Raw genomic sequence first — 17974 nt, 5'->3', positions numbered from 1 at the left:
GCAGCGGGGAGGCGACGCGGCCGGCCGCTCCTTTTGTGTCAGTGCCGCGCGGCTCGCACGCGCGCCACTTCGGCGGGCAGGTTGGCCCACGCGGGCTCCTGCGGTGCGAAGCGCGCGCGCATGTAGCCGGCGAGTTCGGCGATCTGCCGGTCGTCGAGCGCCTCGCGGAACGCAGGCATGAAGCCGATGTCGCGGCTTGCGGGCTCGCGCACGCCGTCGAGGATGGTGCGCAGCAGGTTGTCGGGCCGCGCGCTCGTGAGGCCGCTGTTGAGGGCCAGCGGCGTGTTCACGCCGAGCAGCGTGGGGCCGTCGCCGTCATGGTGGCATGAGGCGCAGGCGCTGTCGAACATGCGCTGCGCGGGGCCGAGAAGCTGGCCCTGGGTGCGCGCCGCGTTGTCGATGGCCTGTTGCGCAAGCGCTTGCGGCTCCGCCACCGGTGCGGGATTGAGCGAGCCGAGGTACACGGCCATCGCGCGCACATCGTCGTCGGGCACCTGCGCGAGTTCGCGCACCACCTCGGCCATCGGCCCGCCCGCGATGCCGTGGCGCGGCGAATGACCGTTACGCAGGTAGCGGTACAGCGCGTCGGTGTCCCACGGCACGGCGGCCTTCGACAACTGCGTGAGTGCGGGCGCCTCCCAGCCGTCGACTATCGCACCCGAGAGGAACGCGCTGCCGCCCTGCTCCGCGCCGAGCGCGTTGCGCGGCGTGTGGCATGCGCCGCAATGACCCAGGCCGTTGACGAGGTACGCGCCGCGGTTCCACTCGGCGCTTTGCGTGGCCACGGGCCGCACCGGCGTGGGGTCGTGGAAGAGCGCGTTCCAGCCGGCCATCAACGGGCGCATGCTGAACGGGAACTTGAGTTCGGACTTCGGCGTTTCCGCACGCACCGCAGGCATCGACATGAAGTACGCATAGAGCGCCTGCAGGTCGTCGTCGCTGGTCTTCGCAAACGCGGTGTAGGGGAACGCGGGGTACAGGTAGTGGCCGTCGCGCGAGACGCCTTCGCGCATCGCGCGCTGGAAGGCGCTGAAAGACCAGCGGCCGAGGCCCGTGTCCGCATCGGGCGTGAGGTTGGTGGTGTAGAGCGTGCCGAAGGGCGTCTCCATCGCGCGGCCGCCTGCGTTCGGTGTGCCGCCGGGCGCGGTGTGGCACACGGCGCAGTCGCCGGCGGCGGCGAGCACGCGGCCGCGGTCGATGGTGGACTGGCTGTAGACGGGTGCGGTGAGCGATACGGGCGCGATGGCGGAGCGCCAGCCGAGCAGGCCGGCGATGATGCCGAGGCCGCCGATGAAGAGTGCGGCACCAGTGGCCCACAGGCCCTTCCTCTTGGGCCAGATGGCTCCCGCATTGCTCCTTCCGCCTCTGGGGGAAGGTTGTGATGGGGGCACGGCAGCGTCACCATTCGTACGCCGCTCACCCCCGCCCTCCCCCAAAGGGGGCGGGAGAAATTCCCGATTCAACTCCGCCAACACCGTCTCCGGCGTGAACGGCGGCGATCTGAACCGCACTCCCGTCGCATCGAAGATCGCATTCGCGATCGCCGCCGTCCCCGGCACCGACGACGATTCGCCCGCGCCCAGCGAAGGCTCGCCGGGCCGGGGCATGTGCATCACCTCGATCACCGGCACTTCGCGGAAATTGATGATCGGGTAGCTGCCCCACTCACGGCTCGCGACCACACCGGAAGGCAACACCCCAGGCAGTTGTGCGCCGCCAGACCCGCCCTGCGGCGCGAACTGCACTTGCTCCTTCAGCGCCCGGCTCGTGGTCTGGATCACGTTGCCGTGCACTTGGTGTTCGACACCCGCTGGGTTGACCAGCAAACCCGCGTCGTGCCCCACCACGACGCGGCGCACGTGCACCTCGCCGGTCTTGCGGTTGACCTCCACATCGGCCACCCACGCGGCCCACGCCGCGCCGAAGCCCGGCCACTTGCTGTGGATGTAGCGCGCATACGCGAAGCCCTGCCCGAAGAGGATGTCGCCGCCCTCCCCGAGCCCGCCGTCGGCGTTTTCCTGCGGTCCGGTGCGCATGCGCCAGCCGGCCTTCTGCGCGGTCGCCTGCACGAGCTCGAACGCGCGCGGATCGTCCAGGTGCCGCAGCCGGAATTGCACCGGATCGACACCCGCCGCCGTGGCGAGCTCGTCGATGTACGACTCGTGCGCGAACGAACTCGGCAGCGCCGACACGCCGCGCAGCCACGAGGCGCGCACGATCGGCGCCATGTCGTTGACCTTCACGCGCAGGTTGTCGTAGCTGTATGGCGGGCGCGCAGTGCGGTCGCCCATCTCGTAGGCCTGCGCCACCGGCTCGATGGTGCGCGTGAGCAGCAGCGCGAGCGTGGGCGCGCCGTTGGACGGGTACGAGGTTTCGAAGTCGTAGGCGGCCACGCGGCCATCGGCCATCAGGCCGCCGTCGATCTCCATGAGCTGCGCGGCGCCCTTGGGCTCCCAGGCGTGCTCCTGCTCGCGCGTGAGCTGCACGCGCACCGGCGCGCCGTCGGCGCCGTTTCGGCCGTAGCAGCCTGCCGCTTCCATGCGGATGACGTCGACCTGCACGTCTTCCACGCCCATGAGCTTCGCCAGATCGGCGCGCAGCACATGCGGGTTCTGCGAGCCGGCCCAGCAGCGAAGGACGATGCCGCCGCCATCGATCGGCTGCCACTCGGCCAGCGCGCACGAGGGCCCGATGGACGCGTGCATCTGGTACGGCCACACATACGTGCGGTGCATCGGCTGCGCGGCCGCGGCGATGGCGCCATCCACATCGCCTTCATCGACCAGCAGGCGCTGCGTCGAGGGGTTGTCGCGCAGCGCCCGTGCAAGGTCGCCGAGGTCGGGCATGCCGGGCCACGGTTTCCACGCGACGCGCAGTTCGCGCAGCGCCTGCTCGGCGTGCTCCTCGCGCTCGGCCACGATGCCGATGAAATCGCGGATGACGACCACCGCGCGGATGCCGGGAATGTGCGCGATGGACGATTCGTCCACCGACTCGAGCGTGTTGCCGATGAACTCGCCATGGTCCGCGCCCGCATACGGCGGGCGCACCACGCGGCCATGCAGCATGCCGGGCACGCGCATGTCGTGCACGAACACGAGGTCGCCCGCGAGCTTGGCCGGAATGTCGACGCGCGCCTGACGCGTGCCGACGACGCGGTAGTCCGCCGGGTCCTTGGGCTGCGCCTGGGAATCGAGCCGCAGCACGGTGCGCTGGCCGGCCACGAGCTCGGCGTAGCCGACGTGGCGATCCGGCGCCTCGGTAACGCGCACCACGCCGTTGCGCACCTGCAGCGCATCGACGTCCACGCCGAACCGCTCGGCCGCGCGTGCGACCAGCCACGCGCGCGCCTGCGCGGCGGCGAGGCGCAGCGGCTGCGCATGGATCTGGATCGACGCGCTCGCGATGGTCGCGCCCTGGTTGGGCGCGCGCGCGGTGTCGCCGAGCATCACGCGCACGCAGGGCATGCCGAGGTCGAGCTCCTCGGCCACGATCTGTCCGAGCGCGGTCTGGATGCCAGTGCCAAGGTCGACGTGGCCGTTGAGCGCGCAGGCGCTGCCGTCGTCCCATACGGCGAGCAGGATCTCGTCGCCCTCGATGGGGTTGCCGGCGATGAAGGCTGGCTGGCCATTGGCGGTCGGCGGCGCGGGCGGGGTCTCGCGCACCACCAGCAGAACGCCGTTGGAAGCGAGGAATTCGGCGCGCGTGCGTGGCAGATCGGCGCGGCGTGTCATGGCTGTTGCCCCCTCTCCCACCGGAAGAGGGAAAAAGGCCACCGGCTCATGGAGCCACCTTCGCGCGCATGCGGAAAGCCGCGCGCTGCACCGCATCGAGTATTTCGATGTGCGTGCCGCAGCGGCACAAATTGCCCGACAGCTCGCTGCGGATGCGCGCCTCGCTCGCATCCGGATCGCGCGCGAGCAAGGCGGCCGCCTGCATCACCATGCCGTTGAGGCAGTAGCCGCACTGCGCGGCCTGCGCATCTTCGAACGCGGCCTGCACCGGATGCCAATCGCCGCGCGCGCCCAGCCCTTCGAGCGTGGTGATCGCACGCCCCGCCACGCCATGCGCGGGAATCACACACGAGCGCGCCGCCACGCCGTCGACATGCACCGTGCACGCGCCGCACTGCCCCAGTCCGCAGCCGTACTTGGGGCCGTTCAGCCCCAGGTCGTTGCGCAGCAGGTGCAGCAGCGTCGCCTCGCGCGGCACGCCCTCGATCGATTGCGCCCGGCCGTTGACCAGCAGGTGCAGCGGCTCAGCGCCGCAACTGTCCGTCACGGGTGTACATCTCCAGGTCCACGAAGGTCGAGCCGTTGTGGTTCTTCGCGCTGTACTCGATGGGAAAGTCGCCGAAGCGCGTGCTGCCGATGCTCTCCAGCCCGGCGATGAAGCTGTCGCGCGTGAGCGTCTTGCCCGCCCGGCGCAGGCCCTCGGCCATCACGCGCGCGACGATGTAGCCCTCCAGCGCGGTGTAGCTGTCGATCTTCTCGCCGAACTCGGCGCGGTCGCGCTGGTAGTCGGCCACGATGGGCACGCGCTGCGCCGTCGGCGGCGGCACGATGCTGGCCGTGACCAGCCCCGCGAGCTTGCCGTCGAGCCGCTTGGCCGAGCCGGCCGCGTCGGTGATGCCGACCGACAGCGTGTACAGCGGCGAGCCCACGCCGTTCGCGCGGTAGTCGCGCATGAACACCTCGACCATGCGGCCGGCCATGATCATCACGACCGCGCCGGGCTTGGCTTCGGCGAGGCTGGTGGCGACCTGCTTCGCGTCTTCCGCCGTGATCGCGAGCGGCAGCGTTTTCACGACCTGCACCTTGTAGTCGGCCGCCAATTCCTCGCAGGTGGCGAGGTTCGACTTGCCGAAGGGGCTGTCCTGGTACACCACGGCAATCGACGAAATGCCGATGGTCGAGAGGTGGCTGATGATCTTGCGCAGCTCCAGGTCGTAGCCCGCGCGCACGTGGAACAGGTAGCGGTTGACCTTGGCGCGGAACGAGCTGGTGCCCACCAGCGGCGCGAACATCGGCACGCCGGCCTTCTCAGCGAGCGGCATCGCGGCCGCGAGGTTGCCGGTGGCCACGTAGCCGGTGAGCGCGAAGACCTTGTCCTCATCGATCAGCTTCGCGGTGTTGGCGGCCGTCTTCGCCGGGTCGTAGGCATCGTCGTAAGTGACGAGTTCGATCTTGCGGCCATTGACGCCACCCGACTTGTTGACGCGGTCGAAGTACAGCTTGATGCCCGCGCGGTAGTCGATGCCGAAGTCTTTCGCCGGCCCGCTGAGCACGGCCGACTGGCCGATGCGGATGGTGGTGTCGGACACCCCGTTTTCAGCGCGTGCCGATCGAAGAAATCCGGGGCCGAGCGCCAGCATTGCGCCGCCCGCCACCATGGCGCGCCTTGATATCGAAAGCTTCATGCGTCTTTTTCTCAGGTTGTCGTCGTCAGGGAACGATTCGTTCGTTCAGGTGGCCTGTACATCGGCGGACTGGATGCGCTTGACGCCCTTGGCCGCCATCTGTTTCCAGGCCGCGGCGAGCGAGCCGTTGAGGTCGATGCCGCGCGTGGCGTCCTCGATTACATAGGCCTCGAAGCCGGCCTTGCGCGCGTCCATCGCGGTCCATGCCACGCAGAAGTCGGTGGCCAGCCCGGTGACGAACACGGTCTTGATGCCGCGCGCCTTCAGGTAGCCGGCCAGGCCGGTGGCCGTCTTGTGGTCGGCCTCCTCGAAGGCCGAGTAGCTGTCCATGTCCTTGTGGAAGCCCTTGCGGATGACGAGTTGCGCGGTCGGCACCTTCAGGTCCTTGCCGAGCGCCGCGTCGTCCGTGCCCTGCACGCAATGGTCGGGCCACAGCACCTGCGTGCCGTAGCTGAGCTTGGTGGTCTCGAAGGGCTTCTTGCCGCTGTAGGTGCTTGCGAACGACGCATGGCCCGCCGTGTGCCAGTCCTGCGTGACGACGATGTTCTCGAACGCCGGTGCGAGTGCGTTGATGACCGGAATCACCTCGTTGCCACCCTTGACCGCGAGCGTGCCGCCGTCGAGAAAGCAGTTCTGCACGTCGACCACGATCAACGCGGCCTTGGCGCCCGGCTTGATCTTGCCGGCCGCGAAAGCGTTGAAGCCGAAACTGCCGAGGCCGCCGGCCATCCCGAGGGCGGCGGCGGATTTCACGAGGGTTCTGCGATGCATGGCGTGGACTCCGGTGGGTTGATGAAGAACGAAAGACTCAGACGCTCAGATAAGCACGGCGCACTTCGTCGTTGGCCGCGAGCTCGGCCATCGTCGCGTGATAGCGGATCTGCCCCTTCTCGAGCACATAGGCGCGGTCGGACACCAGCTCGGCGAAGTGCATGTTCTGCTCCGACAGCAGGATGCTCACGCCCTGCGCCTTCAATTCGAGAATCATGTTGGCCATCTGCTCGACGATCACCGGGGCCACGCCTTCGGACGGCTCGTCGAGCAGCACCAGGTAGGGGTTGCCCATGAGCGTGCGCGCGACCGTGAGCATCTGCTGCTCGCCGCCGCTCATGCGCCCACCCGGTCGGCTGGGCATCTCGCCGAGGTTGGGAAACAGCTTGAACAGCCGCTCGGGCGTCCACAGCGGCGCGTCGGCGCCGTCGGCCCAGCGGCGCGCGGGCTGCTTGCCGACCTCGAGGTTCTCCATCACCGTGAGGTCGGTGAATACGCGGCGGTCTTCGGGCACGAAGCCCAGGCCCAGTCGCGCGGCGTGGTGCGGCTCGCTCTTCGAGATGTCGTGGCCCAGGAAACGCACGGCGCCTCGGCGCTTGGCGAGCATGCCGATCAGCGCCTTGAGCGTGGTCGACTTGCCCGCGCCGTTGCGGCCCATGAGCGCAACCACTTCGCCGCGGCGCACGTCGAGGTCGACGTCATAGAGGATCTGCGCGGCGCCGTACCAGGCGCACAGGGCCTTGGCCTGCAGAAGAGGTTCTTGCGTGCTCATGCTGCGACTCCAAGGGCTGCGGCTTTCTCTGCAATCTTCTCGAATGTCTTGCCGCTGCCGAAGTACACCTCCTGCACCTTCGGGTGATCTCGGATTTCGAGCGGTTTGCCCTGCGCGATGAGGCGCCCGCGCGCCAGCACGATCATGCGGTCGGCATACGCAAACACCACGTCCATGCTGTGCTCGGTGAACAGCACGGCCATGCCGCGCTGGATGACGAGGTCCTTGGTCAGCGCCATCAGCGAGTTGCGCTCTTTGGGCGCCATGCCGGCGGTGGGCTCGTCCATCAGCAGCAGCTTGGGCGAGTTGGCCATCGCGATGGCGAGCTCGACGCGCTTCACGTCGCCGTAGGCCAGCACGCTGCAGGGCCGGTCGGCCTGCGATTTCATGCCGACCTGGTCGAGCAGTGCCAGCGCTTCGTCGCGCTTGTGGTCGGCCGCGCGGCGCCACATCGAGAACAGCTTGCCGTCGTGCGACAGCAGCGCCATCTGCACGTTTTCGGCCACGGTGAGCGAGGCGAAGGTCTCGGCGATCTGGAAGGTGCGGCCCACGCCGCGGCGCCAGATGTCGCGCGGCTTGCGGCCCACGAGCTCGTGCCCGTCGAACAGGATCGAACCCTGGTCGGCCTTGAGCTGACCGTTCACCATGTTGAAGGTGGTGGACTTGCCAGCGCCGTTCGGGCCGATCAGCGCGAGCAGTTCGCCGGCGTGCAGCTCGAAGCTGATGCCATCGACGGCCTTCACGCCGCCGAAGGACTTGCCGAGGTTCTCGACCTTGAGAAGGGGTGCACTGGAGGTGGTCATGCCTTGGCCTCCTTCACCTCGGCCGCTGTCGGTGAATCGGGCTTGGCCCGGCGCAGCACGCGGTCGGTCAGCTGCTTTGCGAAACCCGCGATGCCCTGCGGGAACAGCAGCACGAGGAGCAGGATGATCGCGCCCAGCGTCGCGCGCCAGTAGTCGGTGTTGCGCGCCACGGTGTCGTGCAGCCAGCTGAAGGTGACGGCGCCCACCACCGGCCCCGCCAGCGTCTGGATGCCACCCAGCAGCACCATCACCAGCCCGTCGACCGACTTGTCGACGCTGAGGCTTTCGGGCGAGATGCTGCCCTTGGAGAAGGCATACAGCGAACCCGCGAGGCCAGCCGCTGCACCGGCGATGACGAAGGCCGTCCACTGCATGCGCTTGACGTCGATGCCGATGGCATCGGCGCGCAGCAGCGAGTCGCGGCCCGCGCGCAGCGCGTAGCCGAAGGGAGAGAACAGCACGCGGCGCAGCATCAGGATGCCTGCGGCCGCGAGCACCAGCGTGAGCCAGTAGTAGGTGCGCTTGTCCGACAGCCACTCCGAGGGCCACACGCCCGTGAGGCCGTTGCTGCCGCCGGTGAACGAGTCCCACTGGTAGACGATGGCCCAGGTGATCTGCGCGAAGGCCAGCGTGAGCATCGCGAGGTACACACCCGACAGCCGCACCGCGAACCAGCCGTAGACGAAAGCGCCGATGGCCGCGACCAGCGGCGCCACGACCAGCGCCGCTTCCATCGGCAGGCCGCTCGCGCGCACCAGCAGCGCGGCACCGTAGGCCCCGAGCCCGAAGTAGGCGGCATGCCCGAACGAGTGCATGCCGGCCGGGCCCATGATGAAGTGCAGGCTCGCGGCGAACAGCGCGGCGATCAGCAGGTCGATCAGCAGCACCGTGGTGTAGGGAGAGTCGGCCGTGAGCAGCGGCATCGCCATCAACACCACGCCCAGCGCGGCGACCAGCCACAGGTAGCCCTTGCTCGCGCGGCGCAGCGGCTCCTCGGCCATGCCCACGTAGCGGCTCGGCGCCTGCGGCCGGCCGAACAGGCCCCACGGGCGCCACACCAGCACCACGGCCATCACGACGAAGTCGACCACCAGCGTGAGCTTGGAGAACGACACGCTGTAGCCGAAGATTTCCACCACGCCGATCCAGATGCAGACCGCCTTGATCTCCGAGATCAGCAGCGCCGCCGCATAGGCGCCCGGAATGGAGCCCATGCCGCCCACCACCACGACCACGAAGGCCGCGCCGATGGTGTTGAGGTCCAGCGCGAGCGTGGCCGGCTCGCGCGGCAGCTGCAGCGCGCCGCCCAGGCCCGCGAGCATCGCGCCGAGCCCGAACACCGCGGTGAACAGCCAGGCCTGGTTCACGCCCAGCGCGCTGACCATCTCGCGGTCCTGCGTGGCGGCGCGCACCAGCGTGCCCCAGCGGGTGCGCGTGAGCAGCAGCCACATGAGCCCGAGCACGACCGGGCCGACGACGATCAGGAACAGGTCATACGTGGGGAATTGCCGGCCCAGGATCTCGACCGAGCCCGACAGGCCCGGTGCGCGCGGACCGAGCAGTTCGTCGGGGCCCCAGACATAGAGCACCGCGTCCTTGATGACCAGCACGAGTGCGAAGGTCGCCAGCAGCTGGAACAGCTCGGGCGACTTGTAGATGCGGCGCAGCAGCACCATCTCGATCAGCGCGCCGAGGATGCCGACCGCGACGGCGGACAGCACCACGGCCGGCCAGAAGGCCATGCCGCCGCCGAGCTTCTCGACCAGCGTGTAGGCGAGGTAGATGCCGACCATGAAGAAGGAGCCATGCGCAAAGTTGACGATGCGCGTGACGCCGAAGATCAGCGAAAGGCCGGCCCCCACAAGGAACAGCGACGAAGCCGACGACAGCCCGGTGAGGAACTGAAGCAGCAGGGACGAGAGGCTCATGGGTGCAAGCATTCCGGGAAGAAAAAGGTCAGTCGGCAGCGCGGGACTTCTTGACGTCGGCGGCGCTCGGCTGGAACTTGGCGCCGTCGAAATACGTGTAGTCGACCATCACGCCCTTGCCGTTCTCGTTCTTCGTCTTGCCGACGAAGGCGCCCATGGTGGACTGGTGGTCCTCGGCGCGGTAGCTGATCTTGCCGAACGGCGTGTCGACCTGCAGGCCCTTGAACGCGGCGACGAGCTTCGGCGTCTCGGTGCTCTTGGCCTTCTCGATGCCGGCCGCGACCGACTTGATCATGCTGTAGCCGACCACCGAACCCAGGCGCGGATAGTCCTTGTACTTGCCGTGGTAGGCGAGGAAGAAGGCCTTGTGCTCGGGCGTCTGGATGCCGTACCAGGGGTAGCCGGTCACGATCCAGCCGTTGGGCGTTTCGTCCTTGAGGGGGTCGAGGTATTCGGGCTCGCCGGTCAGCACGCTGACGACCGCGCGGTCCTTGAACAGGCCGCGCGTGTTGCCTTCGCGCACGAACTTCGACAGGTCGGCGCCGAACAGCACGTTGAAGATCGCGTCGGGCTTGGCATCGGCCAGCGCCTGCGCGACCGCGCCCGCATCGACCTTGCCGAGCGGCGGCGCCTGCTCGGCGACGAACTCGACGTCGGGCTGCGCGGCCTTCAGCAGCGTCTTGAACGCGGCCACGGCCGACTGGCCGTATTCGTAGTTGGGGTACACGACGGCCCAGCGCTTCTTCTTGAGCTTGACGGCCTCGGGCACGAGCATCGCGGCCTGCATGTAGGTGCCGGGGCGCAGGCGGTAGGTGTATTCGTTGCCGCCCTGCCAGGTCATCTTGTCGGTCAGCGGTTCGCCGGCCAGGAAGAAGATCTTCTTCTGCTTGGCGAAGTCGGCCACGGCCAGGCCGGTGTTCGACAGGAAGGTGCCGGTGAGCACGTCGATCTTCTCGCGCGCCACCAGCTCCTCGGCCACGCGCACGGCGTCGCCGGGGTTGGCGTTGTCGTCGCGCGTGATGAGTTCGACCTTGCGGCCGTTGACGCCGCCCTTGGCGTTGATTTCTTCGACGGCCAGCTCCATCCCCTTCTTGTAGGGCTCGAGGAAGGCGGGCTGGGCCTTGTAGCTGTTGACCTCGCCGATCTTGATCACGCCCTGCGCATGCGCGGGAACGAGAGCAGTGGTCAGCGCGGCGAGGGCCGCGGCGCTGAAGACGTGACGCAATGGGTTCATGAGGAAAACTCCTTGGGATCGAAAGAGAAGAAAACGGCGTGAGTGGATGCGGGGGCGGGCGGGACGGCGTTAGCGCAGACCGTCTTCGCCCTTGATTTCGCTGACCTGCAGGCCGCCAATGCGCGGCAGTGGACGGCCGCTGTCGGTGACTGCGACCGCCACCACGATCTCGTTGGCGCGCGGCGCATCGCTCACGCGGGCTTCGATGGCGTCGAAGTGACTGCGAACGAAGGCCGCGTCCTTATGGCCGAGCGGCACGTCGATGGCAGTGCCCAGGGTGCCCAGCTTCTTGGCCGAAGGCACGAGCGCCGCGCCCTTCTCGACCGCCGCGCGCAGCGGCGCGCCGAGCTTGGGATGCAGGATGGCAGCGGCGTGTTCGAGCTCGCCGCGCTCGCCGACGATGGCGGCCTTGCCGTAGCTCTGCGCCTGGCCGGGCTCGATGCCGAGCGCCTTCACGGCCTTCTGGCCCAGCAGCGCGCCGAGTTCTTCGCCGATGGCGATGAGTTCGTCGAGGTTCTCGCTGTAGCGCCCCGCGTAGGGGTTCTCGATCACGGCGATGGCGACGGCGCGGCGCGTGGGCGGCGTGACGTCCTGGCCCATCTCCTTGCGGGTTTCGTCGACCTGAACGACGAGCTTGCGGATGTTGGCGGTCATGTCTTGTGTTCCTTCGTGTCTCTTGTTCAGGTCAGCGCAGGCCGTCCCATTTGCTGATGTCTTTGGCGAGCAGGCCGCCGACGCGGGCGTGCACGCGGTAGCCGGTGCTCATCGCGAGGATGAAGACGATCTCGTCGGCCGCAGGCGCGCCGGGCACGCGCACTTCGATGGCATCGAACTGGCCGCGCACGTAGCTCGCGTTGATGTTGGTCAGCGGCACGTCGAGTGCGGCACCGGGCGGCCCGACCTTCTTGGTCGAGGGCACGATGGACAGCGCATTGCCTGGCTGGCCGGTTTTCTCTTCGGCCTTGCCCGCGGTGTAGGCCGCGCGGCTGCCCTTCCAGCCGAGCAGTTCGCGCATCGCGTAGCCGCCGGGCACATGCCACAGTGCGCCGTGCTCCAGCTCGCCATCGGCGCCGACGATGGCGCCCTTGCCGTAGGTGGCGATCTGCTCAAGCGGCACGTCCATGGCGGCGTGCAGCCTGTGCGCCATGTCGACGCCCACGGGGTCGAGCAGCGCCATCATCGGAAGGATGTCGGGCTCGTAGCGGCCGGCGAAAGGATTGGTCAGCACCGCGCCGATGGCACCGCGCACCAACGGGGTGTCGGCACGCGGTCCGAACTCGTGGTGGATGTGCTCGACATGGGTGAAGACGCGGCGTATATCGATCATGAAAAAGGACCTTGCTTTTCGTTAAGCAAATACTGAACCAACTGCTTTCGGCAGCACTGTCTGCAGCGACTTCGAGCATAAGGGCTCGACAAGTCGAAACTGCCCCTGGCAAACGAGTAGAACGGCCCAGGCGAGCCCCCCTTTTTGCAGGACCTTGGCGCAGATCGCGCCCGTATCGAGTGCGCTTTTGACCTGCGACGGTGCGAGCGTCGGCACGTCGACGGTGACGAGCATGTCGCCGAGGTCGCTGTCGTCCTTGCATTCGTTCGCGGGGCGGCGCGCGATGGCGTCGTCGTCGACATCGACGGCGTTGGCGATCACTGTCGCGGCGGCGTCGGCCTGCGCTGCGGTGGCGGCCAGGACCGTCACGCTGTCGGCGATGCCCAGCGAAAAGCTGCGCCCGCGCCAGCCGCTGGTGGCGACGCCGCGCACGGGCTGGTCCGCGTGCAGTTCGAACTGGCCGTCTGTGGTGAGGGCGCCGCCGTGGTCGCGCCAGTCGAAGCGCGCGAGGTCGGCGAACACACCCACGCGCGCCGACTGGCCGGGCACGAGGTGCAGTGCGATGTCGCCGCCGTTGTTGATCCACGCGCGCTCGATGCCGGGGCGGTCGTAGAACGCGATCAGCTCCTGCGCGACCGAGCCCGCGACTGCCGCCATGGGCGTGATGAACATCGGCGAGAACGCGGCGCAGGCGTCCCACATGCGCCTGGCGACCACGCCTCGCGGACGCATGTCGTCGCTCACGGGCAGGCGCAGCAGCGGCAGCTCGCGCACGAGCTCGTCGAGCACATGGACGAAGCGCGCCCACGCAGCGTCGTGCGCGGCTGCCACGGCGTAGGGATCGCCGTGCGCCTCGGCCACGATGTCGATCGGGCCGTGGTTGAAATGCCAGCGGCCGCTGTCGAGGGCGCTGCGTTGGGCGCTCATGGCTGCGCGCTCCCGTCTTTCTCCCTCCCCTTCCGGGGGAGGGCTGGGGTGGGGGCACGCGGCGTATCCATTGGGCGCTCTGCCTGCCCCCATCCCAGCCTTCCCCAAAAGGGGGAAGGAGCAACACGCAAGCCGAACATCGACGCGAGCATGGATCAGCCGAGCATGGGTGCGTGGCCGAGCGGCCACGGGTTGGCGTCGTCCACCGCGAGCCATTGGCGCGCGAGCGGTGCGCCGTCTTCCTGCCACGCACCGCGCGCAAGCGCCAGCTCGAGCGAAAAGATGTGCTCCATGTGGCCGCCGAGCGCGGCATAGTCGTCGCGCCGCATGCTGAACTCGATGGGTGCGACGATGGCCGGCGTGGGCACGGTGCCGAAGCTGTTGTCGGGCATGCGCATGACATCGGCCATCACGGTGATGCCGCCGCCAGGCCACACGTAGGCCGGCGCGCCGCCGCAGGTGACGTTGACCAGCGCGCGCTTGATGGCCCGCGTGAGCAGCACCGGGTTTTCGGTGACGCCCGCGCGCAGGCTGCCACCGGCGCCGCCGAGGAACAGCACGGTGCACAGCGAAGGCTCGCAGTTCTCGCCGATGCGATCGACGATGCGCTTCACTTCGGGCGGCATCGGCTGTTCGACGGGCTTGAGCGCATCGTCGAGCACGTACCACTGCGCGTGCTCGCCGGTGGTCGAGGTCATCAGCAGGCGCAGGCCGGGCCGCGCCACGCCCTCTTCCCAGCCCTCGATGATCGCCAGCGGATCGGCGATGTCGGTGCCGCCCCAGCCGTTGCCCGGGTTGGCCACCTGGAAGTAGCGCCCCGGCGTCGACTTGCGCCCCAGCATCTGGATGCCCGAGGGCGCCATGTCGAGGCAGCGGCCGGCCTGGTGCTCGGTGAGCACGCCGGTGATGTGGTCGTCGACCACCACCACCTCGTCGGCCACGCCCGCGAACTGGCGCGCGAAGATGCCGACCGCCGCCGAGCCGCAGCCCACGCGCATGCGCTGCTCTTCCACGCCGTTGACGATGGGCGCCCTGCCGGCCTGGATGACGAGGGTGGAGCCGCCGTCGATGGTGCACTCCACGGCCTTCTTGTTGCCCAGCAGCTGCATCAGCTCGGCCGTCATGCGGCCTTCTTTCTTGCTGCCGCCGGTGAGGTGGTGCACGCCGCCCAGCGAGAGCATCTGCGAGCCGTACTCGGCCGTGGTGACGTGGCCCACGACCTCGCCGCGGTAGCGCACGTTGGCCTGCTCGGAGCCGAGGAAACGGTCGGTATCGATCTTCACCTTGAAGCTGCAGTAGCTGAAGATGCCTTCGGTGACGACGGTGACCATGTCGACGCCCCGGGCTTTCGAGGCCACGATGAAGGGGGCCGGCTTGTAGTCGGGGTAGGTGGTGGACGAGCCCACGCCGGTGACGAAGACTTCGTCGGCGTGCAGCAGGTCGCCGTTCCAGTCGGGGGCCTGCGCCGTGGCGGGCTCGGCGCCCGGGCGATCGAAAGGCACCAGCGCCGGCGCCTCGCTCTCGATCGTTCGGCGCAGCAGCACCACCGGATCGACGCGCACCAGCACGCCGTCGCGGTTGGCGTAGCGGTCGCAGGCGCCGGTGCGGCCGTCGGAGATCTGGCACAGCACCGGGCAGGCGTTGCACTCGACCTTGGCAGTGCTCATGCGCTCGTTGCGCGGCGGCGCCTTGCCGAAGGCGCCGCTGCCGGCTTCGGCCACCACGGGCATGTCCATGCCGGGGAGGCCATCTGTCTTGGTGTGTTCTGTCATCGGGGCGATCTCGTGGGCGTTTCGGTGATGTGCGGGGGCAAATCCTGGCTGCCGGGGTTTGCAACAAACGTGCCGTCAGCCCGCTTGTGCACCGACTTCCGTTTGTGTAGCATTCCCTACACTTTCATGTTGCGTTCACTACATTCGCAGTCAATGTAGCAAACGGGCCCGATGCTTGCAATGGTGTTTTCTCGCGCTGTCCGTCGGGGTTTTTCCGACCAACGACAATGGAGGGTTCGCAGCCGGCCGGCGGCCGCATGCCCCAAGGGCGTGCATCCCGGCCCAGCCACCTTCCACTGTTCCAACCAACTCTTGAGTTCCGTATGAGTGCATTCAGCGAAGAACGCGTCCTGAGCGTCCACCACTGGACCGACCGCCTGTTCACCTTCACCACCACGCGCGACCCGGCGCTGCGCTTCTCGAACGGTCATTTCACGATGATCGGCCTGAAGGTCAACAACAAGCCCCTGCTGCGCGCCTACAGCATCGTGAGCCCGAACTACGAGGAGCATCTCGAGTTCCTGAGCATCAAGGTGGAAGAAGGCCCGCTCACCTCGAAGCTGCAGCACATCCAGGTGGGCGACACCGTCATCGTGGGCCGCAAGCCCACCGGCACGCTGCTGATCGACTACACGCTGCCCGCCAAGCGCCTGTACCTGTTCGGCACCGGCACCGGCCTGGCACCGTTCATGAGCATCATCCGCGACCCGGACACCTACGAGAAGTTCGAGCAGGTCATCCTGGTGCACGGCGTGCGCCAGGTCGACGAGCTGGCCTACCACGACCTCGTGATCGACCACCTGCCCAAGCACGAGTTCCTGGGCGAGATGGTTGCCAAGCAGCTGCTCTACTACCCGACGGTCACGCGCGAGGAGTTCCGCAATCAGGGTCGCATCACCGACCTCATCGAGAGCAACAAGCTCACCGACGACCTCGGCCTGCCCCCGCTCAACGTCGAGGAAGACCGCGTCATGCTGTGCGGCAGCCCCGGCCTGCTGGTCGACCTGAAGCACATCCTCGAAAAGCGCGGCTTCAAGGAAGGCAACACCTCGACGCCCGGCGACTTCGTCGTAGAGCGCGCGTTCGCCGAAAAATAAGCAGGGCGCCGCGCGCAATGGCCGACAACCGCACCGCCGCCAAGCCCCAGCGCCGCACCGGCGTGCGCGAGGCCGCGGCGCAGGCCACGCGCGACAGCATCCTGAAATCGGCGACCAAGGTGTTCGCCCGATACGGCTACGACGGCGGCAGCGTGGAGAAGATCTCCAAGGCCGCGAAGTCGTATGACCGGATGATCTACTACTACTTCGGCAGCAAGGAAGGCCTGTTCATCGCGGTGCTCGAGGGCATCTACCAGCGCATGGACGACGCCGAGGCCGCCATTGCGCTCGACGCCTCGCGGCCGGTGGAGGCGTTCACCGAAGTGATCCGCTTCGTGCTGGGCTACTACCGCAAGAACCCCGAGTTCGTCACGCTGCTGAACACCGAGAACCTGCACAAGGGGCGGCACATCTCGAAGTCGCTGCGCGCGCGCGAGTATTCGTCGCGGGCGGTGGCGATCATTGCGGAGATCCTCGCCAGTGGCGCGGCGCAGGGCCTGTTCCGCAAGGACCTGGTGGCGCGCGACATCTACCTGCTGATAGCGTCCACCGGCTATTTCTACACCTCCAACCGGCACACGCTCACCGCCTTCCTCGGCGAGCCGATGGAGTCGCCGGAGGCCGTCGCGCACTGGGAAGACTTCGTGATCGAGACGCTGCTGCGCACGGTGCGCGCGGACGAGCCGCAAGACAACACATCACCCCACGAGGACACATCGAAATGGCAGAAATCGCAGCCGGCGGCAAGTCGGGCAAGGTCGTCATCAAGAACATAGGGCTGCTGCTCTCGGGCGACATCGACAAGCCCATCCTCGACGCCGACACCATCGTGGTGAACGACGGCCTGATCGCGGCGGTCGGCAAAGAGAAAGACTGCGACCTCGAAGGCGCGCAGACCGTGATCGACGCACGCAAGACCTGCGTGGCACCCGGCCTGATCGACAGCCACGTGCATCCGGTGTTCGGCGACTGGACGCCGCGCCAGGGCCAGATCGGCTGGATCGACTCGACCATGCACGGCGGCGTGACGACGATGATTTCCGCCGGCGAAGTGCACCTGCCCGGCCGCCCCAAGGACATCGTCGGACTGAAGGCGCTGGCCATCACCGCGCAACGCGCCTTCGACAACTTCCGCCCCGGCGGCGTGAAGGTGCTCGCCGGTGCGCCCGTCATCGAGAAGGGCATGGTCGAGAGCGACTTCAAGGAACTCGCCGAGGCCGGCGTGGGCCTGCTGGGCGAAGTGGGGCTGGGCTCGGTCAAGGCCGGCTACGAGGCCAAGGAAATGGTGGCCTGGGCGCGCAAGTACGGCATCCAGAGCACGATCCACACGGGCGGCCCGTCGATCCCGGGCTCGGGCCTGATCGACAAGGACGTGGTGCTCGAAGCCGACGCCGACATCATCGGCCACATCAACGGCGGCCACACCTCGCTGCCCGAGGCGCATGTGTGCGAGCTGTGCGAGAAGAGCTCGCGCGCGATCGAGATCGTGCACAACGGCAACGAGAAGGTGGCCATCGCGGCGGCCAGGGCGGCGCTGGAGCTGAAGTGCCCGCACCGCGTGATCCTCGGCACCGACGGGCCGGCCGGCTCGGGCGTGCAGCCGCTGGGCATCCTGCGCATGGTGGCGATGCTGTCGTCCATCGCGAACATCCCGGCCGAGCTGGTGTTCTGCTTCGCGACCGGCAACACGGCGAAGATCCGCAAGCTCAACTGCGGGCTGATCGAAGTGGGCCGCGATGCCGACTTCGTGTTCATGGACCGTGCGCAGCATTCGCCCGCACCGGGCCTGCTCGAAAGCGTGCAGCTCGGCGACATTCCGGGCGTGGGCATGGTGATGATCGACGGCATCGTGCGCTGCGGCCGCAGCCGCAACACGCCGCCCGCGACCGAAATTCCGGTCGTCGTTTCCGGCGCGCACTGAGCG

Annotated in this window: 15 protein-coding genes; 3 read left to right on the top strand and 12 right to left on the bottom strand. The window is 68.1% G+C overall.

Translation table 11 applies throughout. From position 1 onward, the window contains the following. Nucleotides 1-38: 38 nt before the first annotated feature. The 12 genes from ACEN9N_RS25560 to ACEN9N_RS25505 all read right to left on the bottom strand — a co-directional run bounded on the left by ACEN9N_RS25560 (nucleotide 39) and on the right by ACEN9N_RS25505 (nucleotide 14953). Entirely contained in the window at nucleotides 39-3734 is a 3696-nt protein-coding gene (locus tag ACEN9N_RS25560) for a molybdopterin cofactor-binding domain-containing protein (protein ID WP_495654804.1), read from the bottom strand. 46 nt (nucleotides 3735-3780) lie between these two features. Continuing rightward, on the bottom strand, nucleotides 3781-4281 hold the full coding sequence (locus tag ACEN9N_RS25555) for a (2Fe-2S)-binding protein (protein ID WP_007831865.1): 501 nt from the start codon (nucleotides 4279-4281) through the stop codon (nucleotides 3781-3783). Beyond that, a complete protein-coding gene (locus ACEN9N_RS25550) occupies nucleotides 4259-5419 on the bottom strand; it encodes an ABC transporter substrate-binding protein (RefSeq protein WP_413314897.1) in 1161 nt (386 codons plus the stop codon). The genes ACEN9N_RS25555 and ACEN9N_RS25550 overlap by 23 nt, the downstream gene beginning before the upstream one ends. 45 nt (nucleotides 5420-5464) lie before the next feature. Then, nucleotides 5465-6190, bottom strand: coding sequence for a bifunctional nicotinamidase/pyrazinamidase (gene pncA, locus ACEN9N_RS25545; RefSeq protein WP_413314896.1), 726 nt, complete (start codon nucleotides 6188-6190; stop codon nucleotides 5465-5467). Nucleotides 6191-6227: 37 nt separating this feature from the next. Then, a complete protein-coding gene (locus ACEN9N_RS25540) occupies nucleotides 6228-6962 on the bottom strand; it encodes an ABC transporter ATP-binding protein (protein ID WP_495654803.1) in 735 nt (244 codons plus the stop codon). After that, nucleotides 6959-7765 carry an ABC transporter ATP-binding protein gene (locus tag ACEN9N_RS25535; RefSeq protein WP_413314893.1) on the bottom strand — a complete coding sequence of 269 codons (807 nt, stop codon included), beginning with the start codon at nucleotides 7763-7765 and terminating at the stop codon, nucleotides 6959-6961. Before ACEN9N_RS25535 ends, ACEN9N_RS25540 begins: the two co-directional genes overlap by 4 nt. Beyond that, nucleotides 7762-9693: an ABC transporter permease gene (locus ACEN9N_RS25530; RefSeq protein WP_413336094.1), complete on the bottom strand. Its 1932-nt coding sequence runs from the start codon at nucleotides 9691-9693 to the stop codon at nucleotides 7762-7764. The genes ACEN9N_RS25535 and ACEN9N_RS25530 overlap by 4 nt, the downstream gene beginning before the upstream one ends. A 28-nt stretch (nucleotides 9694-9721) precedes the next feature. Next, nucleotides 9722-10927 (bottom strand): ABC transporter substrate-binding protein, encoded by a 1206-nt coding sequence (locus ACEN9N_RS25525; protein WP_007831879.1) that lies wholly within the window; start codon nucleotides 10925-10927, stop codon nucleotides 9722-9724. Nucleotides 10928-10996: 69 nt separating this feature from the next. Then, nucleotides 10997-11581, bottom strand: coding sequence for an amino acid synthesis family protein (locus ACEN9N_RS25520; RefSeq protein ID WP_495654802.1), 585 nt, complete (start codon nucleotides 11579-11581; stop codon nucleotides 10997-10999). A gap of 31 nt (nucleotides 11582-11612) precedes the next feature. Continuing rightward, nucleotides 11613-12254 (bottom strand): amino acid synthesis family protein, encoded by a 642-nt coding sequence (locus ACEN9N_RS25515; RefSeq protein WP_007831883.1) that lies wholly within the window; start codon nucleotides 12252-12254, stop codon nucleotides 11613-11615. A 21-nt stretch (nucleotides 12255-12275) separates the two neighbouring features. Then, a complete protein-coding gene (locus tag ACEN9N_RS25510; protein ID WP_495654801.1) occupies nucleotides 12276-13181 on the bottom strand; it encodes a UPF0280 family protein in 906 nt (301 codons plus the stop codon). Between the two features lie 155 nt (nucleotides 13182-13336). Then, nucleotides 13337-14953, bottom strand: coding sequence for a 6-hydroxynicotinate reductase (locus ACEN9N_RS25505; RefSeq protein WP_495654800.1), 1617 nt, complete (start codon nucleotides 14951-14953; stop codon nucleotides 13337-13339). A gap of 323 nt (nucleotides 14954-15276) precedes the next feature. On the opposite strand from ACEN9N_RS25505, the gene ACEN9N_RS25500 reads away from it, so the two are divergent. Genes ACEN9N_RS25500 through ACEN9N_RS25490 form a run of 3 tightly spaced genes read left to right on the top strand, consistent with a single transcriptional unit; the run spans nucleotide 15277 to nucleotide 17971 of the window. Further along, complete coding sequence (locus tag ACEN9N_RS25500; protein WP_007831891.1) at nucleotides 15277-16050, top strand: ferredoxin--NADP reductase; 774 nt, start codon at nucleotides 15277-15279, stop codon at nucleotides 16048-16050. 17 nt (nucleotides 16051-16067) lie between these two features. Continuing rightward, nucleotides 16068-16826 (top strand): TetR/AcrR family transcriptional regulator, encoded by a 759-nt coding sequence (locus ACEN9N_RS25495; protein ID WP_007831892.1) that lies wholly within the window; start codon nucleotides 16068-16070, stop codon nucleotides 16824-16826. Further along, the gene (locus ACEN9N_RS25490) at nucleotides 16772-17971 is read left to right on the top strand and encodes an amidohydrolase family protein (protein ID WP_413314887.1); all 1200 of its coding nucleotides are present in this window, start codon (nucleotides 16772-16774) and stop codon (nucleotides 17969-17971) included. Before ACEN9N_RS25495 ends, ACEN9N_RS25490 begins: the two co-directional genes overlap by 55 nt. The last annotated feature ends 3 nt before the right edge of the window (nucleotides 17972-17974 follow it).

The sequence above is a fragment of the Variovorax sp. Varisp46 genome, assembly GCF_059491885.1.
This window is presented reverse-complemented; position numbering and strand designations above follow the sequence as displayed.